The 13,200-nt window shown below is 34.5% G+C and carries 13 protein-coding genes and 1 pseudogene; 3 read left to right on the top strand and 11 right to left on the bottom strand.

Annotated elements, in window-relative coordinates; all coding sequences use genetic code 11:
* Positions 1 to 37 precede the first annotated feature (37 nt).
* Positions 38 to 661 carry a metallophosphoesterase family protein gene (locus tag CDOMC_RS00315; protein WP_236861321.1) on the top strand — a complete coding sequence of 208 codons (624 nt, stop codon included), beginning with the start codon at positions 38 to 40 and terminating at the stop codon, positions 659 to 661.
* 202 nt (positions 662 to 863) lie between these two features.
* Here CDOMC_RS00315 and CDOMC_RS00310 read toward each other — a convergent pair whose 3' ends face one another.
* Together CDOMC_RS00310 and dgt are read right to left on the bottom strand one after the other, a co-directional pair.
* Positions 864 to 2,264 (bottom strand): hypothetical protein, encoded by a 1,401-nt coding sequence (locus tag CDOMC_RS00310; protein ID WP_172126893.1) that lies wholly within the window; start codon positions 2,262 to 2,264, stop codon positions 864 to 866.
* A 16-nt stretch (positions 2,265 to 2,280) separates the two neighbouring features.
* Positions 2,281 to 3,675 (bottom strand): dGTP triphosphohydrolase, encoded by a 1,395-nt coding sequence (dgt, locus tag CDOMC_RS00305; RefSeq protein ID WP_172126891.1) that lies wholly within the window; start codon positions 3,673 to 3,675, stop codon positions 2,281 to 2,283.
* A gap of 1,230 nt (positions 3,676 to 4,905) precedes the next feature.
* Here dgt and CDOMC_RS10310 point away from each other — a divergent pair.
* Together CDOMC_RS10310 and CDOMC_RS10305 are read left to right on the top strand one after the other, a co-directional pair.
* A pseudogene (locus tag CDOMC_RS10310) lies at positions 4,906 to 5,082 on the top strand (methyl-accepting chemotaxis protein); the annotation flags it as partial.
* Positions 5,083 to 5,601: a CZB domain-containing protein gene (locus CDOMC_RS10305; RefSeq protein WP_442861613.1), complete on the top strand. Its 519-nt coding sequence runs from the start codon at positions 5,083 to 5,085 to the stop codon at positions 5,599 to 5,601.
* Positions 5,602 to 5,628: 27 nt separating this feature from the next.
* On the opposite strand, the gene CDOMC_RS00295 is transcribed toward CDOMC_RS10305, so the two are convergent.
* The 9 genes from CDOMC_RS00295 to CDOMC_RS00255 all read right to left on the bottom strand — a co-directional run bounded on the left by CDOMC_RS00295 (position 5,629) and on the right by CDOMC_RS00255 (position 13,149).
* On the bottom strand, positions 5,629 to 6,423 hold the full coding sequence (locus CDOMC_RS00295; protein ID WP_172126887.1) for an undecaprenyl-diphosphate phosphatase: 795 nt from the start codon (positions 6,421 to 6,423) through the stop codon (positions 5,629 to 5,631).
* Positions 6,423 to 8,336: a transketolase gene (gene tkt / locus CDOMC_RS00290; protein WP_172126885.1), complete on the bottom strand. Its 1,914-nt coding sequence runs from the start codon at positions 8,334 to 8,336 to the stop codon at positions 6,423 to 6,425. Before tkt ends, CDOMC_RS00295 begins: the two co-directional genes overlap by 1 nt.
* 9 nt (positions 8,337 to 8,345) lie before the next feature.
* Positions 8,346 to 9,200, bottom strand: coding sequence for a polyprenyl synthetase family protein (locus CDOMC_RS00285; protein ID WP_172126883.1), 855 nt, complete (start codon positions 9,198 to 9,200; stop codon positions 8,346 to 8,348).
* Positions 9,201 to 10,277 (bottom strand): DUF7488 domain-containing protein, encoded by a 1,077-nt coding sequence (locus CDOMC_RS00280; RefSeq protein ID WP_172126881.1) that lies wholly within the window; start codon positions 10,275 to 10,277, stop codon positions 9,201 to 9,203. It lies immediately after the preceding gene.
* Positions 10,278 to 10,586, bottom strand: coding sequence for a YbaB/EbfC family nucleoid-associated protein (locus tag CDOMC_RS00275; RefSeq protein ID WP_172126879.1), 309 nt, complete (start codon positions 10,584 to 10,586; stop codon positions 10,278 to 10,280). It lies immediately after the preceding gene.
* Between the two features lie 92 nt (positions 10,587 to 10,678).
* Positions 10,679 to 11,026 (bottom strand): aspartate 1-decarboxylase, encoded by a 348-nt coding sequence (panD, locus tag CDOMC_RS00270; RefSeq protein WP_172126877.1) that lies wholly within the window; start codon positions 11,024 to 11,026, stop codon positions 10,679 to 10,681.
* 41 nt (positions 11,027 to 11,067) lie between these two features.
* Positions 11,068 to 12,351, bottom strand: coding sequence for a UDP-N-acetylmuramoyl-L-alanyl-D-glutamate--2,6-diaminopimelate ligase (locus CDOMC_RS00265; RefSeq protein ID WP_172126875.1), 1,284 nt, complete (start codon positions 12,349 to 12,351; stop codon positions 11,068 to 11,070).
* Complete coding sequence (locus CDOMC_RS00260) at positions 12,335 to 12,883, bottom strand: histidine kinase (RefSeq protein WP_172126873.1); 549 nt, start codon at positions 12,881 to 12,883, stop codon at positions 12,335 to 12,337. The genes CDOMC_RS00265 and CDOMC_RS00260 overlap by 17 nt, the downstream gene beginning before the upstream one ends.
* On the bottom strand, positions 12,880 to 13,149 hold the full coding sequence (locus tag CDOMC_RS00255; RefSeq protein WP_172126871.1) for a NifU family protein: 270 nt from the start codon (positions 13,147 to 13,149) through the stop codon (positions 12,880 to 12,882). The genes CDOMC_RS00260 and CDOMC_RS00255 overlap by 4 nt, the downstream gene beginning before the upstream one ends.
* Positions 13,150 to 13,200: the final 51 nt, after the last annotated feature.

The following is a 13,200-nucleotide window of genomic DNA, read 5'->3' as shown; positions in this document are numbered from 1 at the left end:
TAGAATATATAGATGAAGATAGATATAAAAAATATTTGTGTTTGGAGATCTACACGGCTCACTTCATCTATTTGATGAGATGATTAAAAAGATATCCTTAACCAAGGATGATCTAGTAATCATTCTTGGAGATAGCTGCGATAGAGGCAAGGACTCAATAGGGCTATATATAAGATATACCGAGATGATAAAAGATGGATATAATATAAAGCATATAATGGGCAATCATGAGTATATGTTTTTAAATCACTATCTTTTACGAGGAAGTATGACTATGCAGTGGGTAAATAACGGAGGATATAAGACTGTTAAATCGATAGAATATAGAAATTTAACCGTTAAAGATCTAAAATGGTTAATAAGCTACTTAAAAACAATGCCTCATATGATAAGCTCAAAGAGCTATATATTTGTTCATGCTTATTATAACCCCAGCTTAGATGAAACCAAACAAGATCCTGAGCATCTAATGTGGAGTAGAAGTCCTTTTTGGTTAATGAATAATACAGGCAAAGAGATATACTACGGGCATACTCCAAATAGAGACAATAAGATAAAAGTAAGAGAGAATAACTGCTACTCTATGGATGTAGGAGCCGTATTCTTTGATAAGTTATCGATAATGGAGATAAAAAATAAGGAGGTGTTTGTGGTTGGGTGAAGGCGGCATGGCTAGAAGTGATTGTTTTAATAAGAAAGACTTAACAGCACAACATGCCAAAATAGCATTTTAAAACACTAAGATATTTGATTACATTTCATTATTCTTAGGCATCATTACGCTTTTATTATTCGCTTTAATGTCACTCAGACAAATTTTCAATATTCAAAACAATGCACTTAAAAATTTAGCACACTCTATGCTACTCGTTTATAATATAAGAGGGTATATTATTTTGTCTTAATACATCCCCAAAATGACTTGTGATACCCACTTTGCCAATAAGTCTTATGCCTATATCTTTATCTTTTACACTGACAATTAAAGCCCTTAATTCCTCCAGGCCCTTTTTCACATCAAAATCAATAAATTTTTTTGCCATACCATCTACTATAGTATGGCTATCAAACGATGCTTTGCTTTGAAGCTGATTAAGCTGAACTACCCAAACTTTATCTCCATCATAGACCCATTCTATTGAAATTTGATCACCCAAAATATGCATATTGCTTCTAATCTTATTGTTTACTTCGGCAACCCTATTTAATACATTGCTAGGTAGATTATCGTAAGAATCAGAGCCTATCATAAATGCATCTCCTTTACCTATAACACCTTCAATAATATCTTCATTCCTATCTTTTTCTATTATGCAGGCCCCAGAGTATTTGGCATTAACGCTATCCTGTGAAATAATGCTGGCTATATTTACATCCTCATTGCCTTTTTTCTCTTCATCAAGCATTAAGAAAAAAGGATCGGACCAAGTACTGCTTGTCGTATATTTTCCAGGCTCTTTTACAATAGGACAGGTCCTCAGCCACTTTTCATGCAATCCGGTTTTTTTGCCAAAAGAAAAAGGGGCAACTCTCCTAGAAATGACGGTAGTATAAGGAACGTTAAAGCCAAGATAGCTTGCTATCAAAAGACCAAAAACTTTATCGCCTATAAATTTAGAAAAATTATTTGGCCAAATAATTTTTTCGTCGTAATTATATATTTTACATTTTTCATATTCCCAAATAATAGTATGATCCTTGTTAACACCCTCCCTGTTTGGATGAATACTAAATTCTACTCTGTACTCTTTTGAGAAATTTATATTTGGAGTAAAACCATATATTGTATGTATTAAGCTATAAGCCAATTGCTTATTTAGTCTGCAAACCCCATCTTTATCAACACACTTTGGAGTATCATCAGGAGAAAATTCTACTATATTACCAAGCACAACCCCAGAAACTCCGCCATCCATAACATCAATGTTCTCATTTATTATCGAGTATTTGCCTTCTGATGCATTATTTTTAATAATATGCAAAATTTCATCTATATCCTCTTTGCTTTTGCCATAATACAAACTGTGCCCTTTTAAGCTCTCTTTAGTAAAACTACGAATATTAACTTTTTTACTTCTAGATGAATCTATCAATAGAAGTATCGCCTCTTTTATACTTTGAAATTTGTAATGATTATAACCATTGATAATAGCTAGTTTTACCTGAGTATTATTATTTGGATCTATGCTTATAAATTGAGCAATATTTCCATAGTTTGATTTTACTATTTTAAATAATTTTTCATCTTTTAATAATTCTTTCATAATCCACTCCAATATTTCAAATTTCAAAGTTGTCAATTAATGAATTTAAATGCAAATACAATTTTCTAGCATAATCATCTGACATGGTTGATATATAGTGAGCAGCCCTCTTCTTTTTTTCTACATTTTCACATTTTTGTCTTTTGTTGAAATACCACATAAAATCTATTATATTGTTGCTAATTTTTGATATTTTTTGATATTTTTGTGGGAACACTTGAAAGTTTTTAACCAAGCTGTTAATCTGATATTCCTGTGGTAGTATATCAAAATTTTTGACCAAGTCATGAAATAAAGATTCAATTATTTTGCTTCCTTTTATATCGCTTTTTTTAATTTTTATATTTTGTATATAATTTTTATCTACAATTTCTCTTAGTTTAATATATGCATCAAATACATTATCTTCAATATTTATAATTTGACCTCTCAGATATGCTTTTCTTTTTCTTTTTTTCTTATCTTTTGTTTCAATATTTTTTTCTTTTTCCAATATTTTTTTATATGTCTCATTTTTAATATTTTCTATTTCCATACTATTTAAATTATTAAAACTCTGCTTAATTAAACTGGTAGTCAAAGGTCTGACTAAATCCCTTGTTTGAAAAATATCCATATTTTTACCTGTAATATTCACTATGGCTTTCTCAATATCATTTTTTACATCAGGATGACTTTTGGCAATATCAGCATACAATTCTGTTTTTTGAAAATCCTCAAAATCATGAGTAATATAAGCTATCTTATCTGCCCATATTACTACTTGCGCCTCCAATGTGCTGGGCGGAGTGCAAAGCTCTGCTTCCAAAAAGTTATCTTTTTTTTCATTAAGACTAGTTTGAATCTTTTTATTTGAAATAGGAATAAAGTGATTTTTAACAATATTTTCTTTTTTATCTTTTTCTATACAGTACATGTCAGAATCATGTTTTAATATACCTTCATAAACTACATATGAAATTTTATCTCCATATTTTTCCCAGAGATATTTTACGCTTTGAATTGGATGATAAAATCCTCCGCAATCTTTTAATAGCTCATTTAAAATTTTTTCTCCGGCGTGACCAAATGGTGTATGACCAACATCATGCCCTAATGCTATTGCCGAAACTAAATCTTTGTTTAAGCCAAGCGCATCCGCTACACTTATAGCTATTTGTTCTACTTCTAGTGTATGAGTTAGCCTCGTTCTGTGATCTCCCAATTTGTGAGTGGGCATTACCTGAGCTTTACCTTGAAGCCTTCTAAAACCACCAGAATATAAAATTTTATCTCTTTGTCTTCTTAGGCAAGTTCTATACGTTTCCTCTTCTTTGTCTTTTTTGTCTAAATTATGCTTATATGCATATTTTGACATAAGCTGATTAGCCTCTTTTTCAAGACGATTTCCTTTTTTTAGCTTCCTAGACATATTATATTCCCAAAAGATATTATATATAGCATAATTCTACAAAAATCTAATTAAAAGACTCTTATGATACAGATCGCAATAGACTGTTTGTGTTTTGAGTTGGATTAGAAAGACATAAAAATAAGTTTAAAAAATATCTCTAAACAATGCATAGCCTAAATTAAAAAATTAGTAAATTTTACTAGTGTTTGATGGAATAAATATAAGTAAAGCAAAAAGTTTATTAATTATTTAATTTATTTATAGGCAAATGTATAGGCGAGGATACTTTTTGTCTGACAAGTCAGACAAAATATCACTCGTTAGGGGTAAACCCCTAAAACCCTTTTTGTAACATAATAATATAAAATATAATTATTTCTAAGCAATAACTACAACACACATCTTAGTTAGCATATAATCGTTTTTAGATTTCAATAATATTATAAATAATTCAAATATTCATTCAAGGCAATTTCAATTTTTATTTTGCTGTTGATTCATATGGCTAGATTATTTTACAATTACTTAGTTGTTTTTATGAAATCTAAAAGCAAAAAATATGCAATAGTTTATATAAAACTACACCTTATTATATAGATTCTAAAATGTATCACTTTCTGTATCACTTATTTTTTGAAATAATTCAAATGTCTATAAATACATACTTACTAATTACTATTCAAATCCCATCCTGTCTGCCACTTTATTAATACAAAATAAAATTTATATCATATTTTCATTTTTTATTTAGCTTTATTTAATATTTTATAAGAGTAAATTTAATAAAATTAATAAAAATAAATCCACACAATAATCAAGACCGAAAGTCATTATTGCGTATAGAAAGGTGCAATTATGTTTTTTGGAAACAAAAACACACAAGAAATAGAGGTGTTAAAGGAGCAAATTAAAAAGCTTCAACAAGAAAATCAAAGTCTTACTGAAGAGAACTCAAGATTGCGAGATGAAATTTCAGTAGTAAACAAATCGCCAAGCCAAGAAAATAATGAAGACAATATTATGGCTAGAAGTATTATCGATGGCGCAAAAGTAGGTATAGCGGCAGTGCAAAAAAATATCCAAGAGATAACAAGGATTAAAGATCTATCTGAAAGTAGTATAAAAAATGCAAGAACAATAGATAGGCTGCAAGCCGAATCAAACGGAATAATTAACTCAATTTCGCATATCACAGAGTCTTCAAATAAATCTCGTGAGACAGCAGAAGGACTGCATAAAAGCGTAGACGAAATAACAAGTGTTATAAATTTGATTAAAGATATATCCGATCAAACTAATCTACTCGCCCTTAATGCTGCCATAGAAGCCGCAAGAGCAGGGGAGCATGGAAGAGGATTTGCCGTAGTTGCGGATGAAGTAAGAAAACTAGCCGAAAGAACACAAAAAGCAACAGCTGAAGTCGAAATGAACGTAAATTTGCTCAAACAAAATGCGAGCGACATGTTTGCCCAAAGTGAAGAGATAGAAAAAATATCTTTAAATTCAAACGAAAGCATATATAGTTTTAAAAATTTATTTGATGAGCTTCATAGCGAACTGATAAAATTTCAAGGCGAGACAGAGCAGCTATACTATGAAATTTTCATAACTTTAGCAAAAACAGATCATATAATTTTTAAATTTAATGGATACGACCACATTCTTAAGGCCGATTGGTCGGCAATGACAGATCATTTTAATTGCAGACTAGGCAAATGGTGCGATAACGCCGGTAAAGAAATTTTCGGTCAAACCACATCATTTAAAAAGCTCCACGAGCCTCACGCCAATGTCCATAAACAGATAAACAACTCTTTAGTTGCAATGAGCGAGAATAAGATTACAATCTCTCAAATTATAGAAAATTTCAAAAAGGCCGAAGAGTCTTCTCAAATTCTGTTTAGTCTATTTGACGAGATGCTTAAAGAAAAACTACAAAAATAACTTTGTGGCAGTTATTATGCCGCAAAGTTATATAAAAACTACTATTAAAAATACGCCCAATATAAGACGGTACATCACAAAAGGTAGCATGCTCATCTTTGATATCAAAGCCATAAAAAGTCTCACGCATATATAGGCGCTAACTCCACTGATTGCAGCCCCCAATATTAAATCACTCCAAGAGATATGCCAAGGAGAGTTTGCAAGCTTTACGGTTTCAAGCAATCCTGCAAGCAAAATAACAGGAATGGACATTAAAAAAGAGAAATTTGCACTAGCGGTTCTACTAAATCCCAAAAGCAAAGCCGCACTCATAGTAATTCCCGATCGGGAAACACCAGGGATTAAAGCTATGGCTTGAGCCAAGCCTATGATAAGCGCAAGCTTGATTGTCATATCATATTCACTTTTTAATCCGTGATTTTTATCTGCGATAAACAATACCACGGCAAATAAAATAGTGGTAATAGCGATAATAATGCCACTTCTGACATATTGTTCAATAATATCATTAAGAGCTAGACCGCATAGCCCTACCGGCAATGTTGCAAAGCCGACAGACCACACAAGAGTGCTGTCGCCAACTTTTTTTCTCTGCATTATTGAAGCAAAAAAATCAGATAAAAGCTTTTTTAGACTATCTTTAAAATAAAATAAGATTGCGGTTAGTGTTCCGACATGAACCGCCACATCAAAGGCTAAGCCTTGATCTTGCCAACCAAGCAACTTTGGTACAAGCACCAAATGTGCCGAGCTTGATATAGGCAAAAATTCGCTTATGCCTTGAACAAGAGCAAGAACAATAACCTGCAAAAAATCCATTATTTAACTAAATCTTTGATAAATTTGACCAGTTTTTCAGGGCTAAATCCAAAATAATCAAACAGATCATCCGCTTTGCCGCTCTCACCAAAACTCTTCATTCCATAAACAATATCTGCAAATTTATACCACTCTAGCGCACTTGCAGCCTCTACAGCTACTATATTTGTGGTTGGATCTAAAATTTTATCTACATAATCTTTTGGCTGTTCGCAAAGCAGATCAAAGCATGGTGCCGAAACTACATTTACGCCTATACCAAGAGCGTTTAGAGTGTCTGCCGTTTTTACGCATAAACTTACTTCGCTTCCGCTTGCAACAAGAGTTATTTTCGCATCTGGTGTAGATTTTAAAAGATAAGCTCCTTTTTCTACACTTCCAAACTCACCACTCTTAAGAGGCTCGAGCCCTTGGCGAGATAGCACAAAAGCCGATGGAGCATTTAAATTTAAAGCTACTTTCCAACATTCTACGTTCTCGTTTCCGTCTGCCGGACGGAAAGTATAAAAATTTGGCATCGCACGAAGAGTGCTAAGCTGCTCTATAGGCTGATGAGTAGGACCATCTTCTCCTACTCCGATGCTGTCGTGAGTAAGGATAAAGAAGTGCTTTACGCCCATTAAAGCGGCAATTCTTGCACTTGGCTTTAAATAATCGCTAAAGATAAAAAATGTCGCCGAAAAAGGCAAAAACAGACCGTATCTAGCAAATGCATTATTTATCGCGGCCATCGCATGTTCTCTTATTCCAAAGTGTATATTGCGTCCGTTCGGGAAGTCACCCATACCTTTTAACTCAGTTTTGTTTGATGGAGCAAGATCTGCTGAACCACCCATAAATCCAGGAAGAGTCTTTGCGATTTCATTTATTATCGCGCCGTTACTATCGCGTGTTGCTACTTTTTTGCCTGCAAAATCAGGAAAATTTATCTTTGATATTTCAGGATTAAGAAGTGAATTTAAAAGCCTTTTGCCCTCATTGCTTAAATTTTCAACCTGTTTATTCCATAAAGCCTCAGCCAAATCGCCTTTCTCAATAGCCGCTCTAAAACGCAACAACACATCTTCATCGATAGTAAATTTTAAGTCAGGATCAAACCCCGCAGCCTCTTTAGCGGCTCTTATAATCTCTTCTCCAAGCGGAGCACCATGACTATGATGGCTTCCCTCAAGCTCACCGGCACCCTTTGCTATACGTGTATTTGCAATGATTAGATAAGGCTTTTCTCTTTCCTTAGCTTGTTCAAGTGCAAATTCAATCTGATCATAGTCGTGCCCATCTATACGAGCCACATCCCAGCCTTGAGCCTCAAAACGAACTTTTACGTCCTCGCTCCAAGCTATACTTGTATCGCCCTCTATTGTGATATTATTTGAGTCGTATATCAAAACCAAATTATTTAAACTCAAATTTCCCGCTATAGCACAGGCTTCATAACTAATACCCTCTTGTAAATCGCCATCTCCGCAAAGACAGTAAATTTTATGATTTATCACCTCATTATTTGGTTCGTTTAGCAAATTTGCAGCGTATTTTGCAGCCATGGCAAATCCTACGGCATTCGCCACACCTTGTCCAAGCGGACCAGTTGCAACCTCTACACCTTTGGTATGAATCTCAGGATGACCTGGGGTAAGCGAACCAAGCTGGCGGAATTTTTTAAGTTCATCAAGGCTTAAATCATATCCGCTTAAATGTAAAAAACTATACACGAGACTACTTGCGTGCCCACCGCTAAATACGAGTCTATCGCGATTTAGCCAATTTGGATTTTTTGGATTGTGATTTAAAAATTTCATAAGTACGACCATCACGTCCGCTAGCCCCATTGGCGCACCCGGATGTCCGCTATTTGCCTTTTGCACCATATCGGCACATAAAAATCTTATAGTATCGGCTTGTTTTTTTAACATATTTTTCCTTTATCTCAAGTGTCTATCTATTAAATTTGCAACTATCTCTTTGATGCCAAGATGAGTGCTTTTTAGCTCGTTTTCTATTTTTTCTATAAGCTCGTCTTTTGCCTCTTTAGCGCCTTTAACGCCAAGTAGATTGGTAAAAGAGTTTTTCACACCGTCATTATTTGTAGGCTTACCAGCCTCAGTGGCACTCTTTGTCGCATCTATAATATCATCGGCTATTTGAAAAGCAAGTCCCAAATCAAGCCCGATCTTATAGATTTTTTCGCTATCTTCATAGCTCATATCGGCTATTACGCATCCGGCTTTTAAACTTGCGGCAATTAGCTTAGCGGTTTTGTGCAAATGCAAAAACGTAAGCTCTTGCAATCCAAGCCTCTGGTTTTCAAAGTGGCAATCCAATGCCTGGCCCAAAACCATTCCACTAACACCGGCATTTTGACTTAGAATTTCAACGCATTTTATACGAATTTCAGGACTTAAATTAGCTTTTGAAATTTGATAAAACGCATGAGTGTTCAAAGCATCTCCAACCAAAACAGCGGTAACCTCATCAAATTTTACATGAAGCGTAGGCTTGCCTCTGCGAAGCTGGGAATTATCCATTACCGGCAAATCATCGTGAATAAGAGAGTAAGTGTGCATCATCTCAAACCCAAGCGCCACATCAAACGCATCCTTTAAAACTTCGGGCTTAAGCGCTTTCACAACACCCAATAAAAGCATTGCACGAAAGTGTTTACCTCCGGCAAGCAGCATATACTTTAAAGCCTCATCAAAATATGGATGAAAGCTTGGAGCACTTGGCAAATTTTCCGCCAAGAAACTCTTAAAATCATTTAATAAATTTTCATTCATTTAGCGCACTTTATAAAAGAAGTCAAAACCTTCACGTCGAAAAAGCAGTATATATTCGCCTTTTTCTTTTGACGTAAATTTCAAAATATCCTTATAATTTTTAACCTCATTTTGATTAATTTGTATGAGCTTATCGCCAGGTTTTATCCCAAATCCGGCAGCCTGAGAATCTTCATCAACTTTTTTGACTACAAGTTTATCATCAAGAGTTATTCCTTGCGCCTTAAAAAAATCTCTGGCGGCATTAACTACTTTAGACTCTTTTTTTGTTTCTGTTTTATCAGCATTTAAATTTGTCTTTTGAGTATTTTGGGTGTTTGGCTCGCTAGAAACAGGTATATCAAACCTCTCGACTACTTCATTTCTGATGATTTCAAAATTTAAAATTTCGCCCTTTTTGGCGAATAAAATTCTCTCATTTAGCTCTCTTAGAGTGGTAAATTTTTGGCCATTTATACTTACTATTTCATCGCCCATCATCAATACAGCGCCTCTACCTAATCTCTCTACGCTTTTTACGTAAATTTTATCCTTAATAGCCTCAAAGCTAGCTCCAACGTCTCCATAATACAAATAAGGATAGGCGATAAAATGCTTTAGATATCTACTTGGCACAAATTTATTATCGCCAACTGCGATACCGCGCATATTACAACAAACACTAAGAAGCGCTCCTGTGCCATTTACATCAAAAGTAAGAGTATCAAGCTCTCCTAGTCTTTCTCCAAGAGATTTGACATGCCCATAAACAGTCGCATTAAGATCGCTAGTAACGCTTACCCAATCGCTCTTTTTGGTATTGTTATCATCGCTCATTCTAATTGGCTCAAGCTTGATATCCGATGCAACTAGATAAAGTCCCAAAAATGGATCAAATTTGATATAGTTTTTGACAGGCATTTGACTATTTTTAGGAACGGCTATTAAATTTGAACTAAGCGCAATGCCCTTATTTCCACTTACATTCACAATACTTGGTAAGGTTTTTTCAAAGCAAGCGTTAAAGTCATCTTGTGTAGGTCTAGGGGCGGCAAAAATAATCGCACAAAGTGTTAAAATAAGAAAAATTTTTCTCATCTATACACCTCCGACAAATCCGCCTAACATCTTAGAAGCCATATGCTTTTTGCTCTCTTCAACCATTGCCATTACGTCATTTACAGCACTAATTAGTAAAATTTGCAAACTCTCTTTGTCTTCAAGTAGGCTATCGTCTATATTGATATCCAAAAGTTCCCCTTTGCCATTAGCTTTTACGCTAATAAGCCCCCCGCCGCTTTTTACGCTAAATTCGCGATTTGCAGTTTCATTTTCAAGCTCACGAGCTTTCTTTTGAACCTCTTCGAGCATCTCACCCATTTTAGAAAAATCAAGTCCTTCAAACATAAAAAATCCTTTTGGTTTTGGCTGATTATATCAAATTTGAGCTTATATAAATTTGTTTCAATTTTTTAATCTATCTGCAGAGTATCGAAATTTTAGGATATTATTTGGTTTTTATCATTTACATGCACGATTTTTGGCTCAAATTTTTTAGCCTTTTTAAATTTCATTGTTGCGTAAGCCACTATTATAACTTTATCCCCTATGCAAACTTTGCGTGCAGCGGCTCCATTAAGGCAAATATCGCCATCTTTTTTACTCTTTATTACATACGTAGAAAACCTCTCGCCGTTGTTGATATTTAGAATTTCAACCTTTTGGTTTTCTATCAAATTTGCCGCTTCCATCAATTTTTCATCAATTCCTATTGAGCCTACATAGTTTAGATTGGCATCACTTACTGTTGCTCTGTGAATTTTACTAGCCAAAATCTCTATTCTCATTTTATACCTTTTATATTTTATTTTATTTGCTGTAGATAAATTTAGTGAGATAAAGCCTGTAAAACAACATCTTTATCACTAAACGGATATTTGATACCTTTGATCTCCTGATAGCTCTCATCGCCTTTACCTAAAATCACTAAAATTTGTACATTTTTTAAGCTTTCAAGTCCGATTTTAATCGCTTTTTTTCTATCAGGTTCGCAAATCACGCTATCATCCATCTTCATGCCCGCACAAATTTGCTTTATTATCTCCATCGGCTCTTCGCTTCTTGGATTATCGCTAGTCACTATTGCAAGCTTTGCAAATCTTTGCACTATAGCACCCATTTTAGGACGCTTTGTGTTATCTCTATCACCTCCAGCTCCAAACACTACCACAATCTCATAGTGACAAAGTGCGCTTAGGACTTTTTCAATTCCATCTGGAGTATGTGCAAAATCAACAATAACAAGAGGATTGTCACTAACAACCTCCATACGACCCTCAACACCGCCAAAATTACTAACTGCACGCGATATCTCATTACAACTCTTATCCGTTAAGCTCATTACGCAACCAATCGCTGCAATTAGATTGTAAAGATTAAATTCACCCTGCAAATTTGAGCTGATCTCAAGCTCGCCCTTTGGAGTCTTAATAATAGCATTAATGCCATTTTTTAGCCCGTAAGCGATAGGAGCGAAATTTGCATGCTTTTTAAGCGAGTAAGTAAGCGCATTTTTAGCGTTAAATTTTAAATTTCCATCATCGATATTTATAAGTTTTAAAGTGTCATCATCAAAAAAACTGCTTTTAACACGCGCGTATTCTTCGAAAGTGTGGTGGTAGTCGAGGTGATCTTGTGTCAAATTTGTAAAAATTTTCATCGCAAAATCAAGACTTTCTATACGGTTTTGGTCTATGGCGTGAGAACTAACCTCCATAACGAAAAATTCGCACTTCTCTTCGCTTGCAACTTTTAAATAATTAATAGTACGCAAAATTTCACTTGTAGTAAGCGCCTTTTCATCAATCCTTTTATTATTAACAAATGCGCCTCTCGTGCCGCAAAGCCCGCATTTATAGCCAAGATCAAGCAATATTGAGTAAATCGCTGCGGCAGTTGTAGTTTTACCGTTTGTTCCCGTTACGCCTATGATTTTTATATTTTTATCAATCCCCAAAATCTCTTTGCATTCGCTTAAACTTATGACTTTAGCGCCATTAGCAATAGCTGAGTCTATAAATTTTGAATTTGTATGAGTGCGAACAAAAAAGCATCCTTTTTCGCATTCTTTTGAATTATCCGTTACAAATGAGTCTTTAATGTAAATCTTCACTTTTGCGCCTTTTGTTTATTTCGCCGATTAGCGCATTTAGTCTCTCGTCGCCGGCAAAAATAGAGGCAACGCTTTCTATGTAGTTTAATCCCATCTCGATAAAATCGTTTTTAATCAAATTTTCTAAAAATTGCAAAAAGTCATCTCGGCTACTTATCATAACTCTGGTAGAAAACATAATATCTTCAAATACACTCTTAAAGCTACCCTCTTTGGCAACCGCCTGCATAAAATCATGATAGCTGATCGCATTTTGACTTTCAAGCTCATCTTTCTCTTCAAATTTAGACTCTAGAGTGGCTAAAATTTCATCCAAATCCTCAGCACTCATTCCCACATCCTCTTTGACCTTAAAAATTTCAAAGAGCATCATAGCCTCATCATATCTATTTTTAGCAAGCGAACAAAGCATAATAAAAAATAGTAGTCTCTTGTCCTCTTTTTTATTATAAGCCAGCGAAAAATAGTTCATCGCCTCATCAAATCGCCCTTTATAAAAGGCCTTGACACCAAGTTTTTTATAATCTATCAATCTAAATTAACCTCTTCGCCAATAGGAATATTTATCACTTCAAGTTCAGGGTGAATATCTATCCTAAGTTGTCTTTCTATGCCGTATTTTAAAGTAGTTCCGCTTGCTGCACAGCCGTGACAATGACCTGTAAGTCGAACATAAATTTTGCCATTTTTAATGCCTAAAAGCTCGAGTCCTCCACCATCTCGCTCAAGCATAGGCATAACCTTTTGCAGGCTCGCACTTACAGGCTTTAGCAGCTCTTCGTCGGTAAATGGAATCATATCTCGCCCTTTTTATTTTTTATTTTATTATACCTCTACTTTGGCAAAATA

Source organism: Campylobacter sp. RM16192 (assembly GCF_004803855.2).
In the GTDB taxonomy this organism is placed as follows: domain Bacteria; phylum Campylobacterota; class Campylobacteria; order Campylobacterales; family Campylobacteraceae; genus Campylobacter_A.
This window is presented reverse-complemented; position numbering and strand designations above follow the sequence as displayed.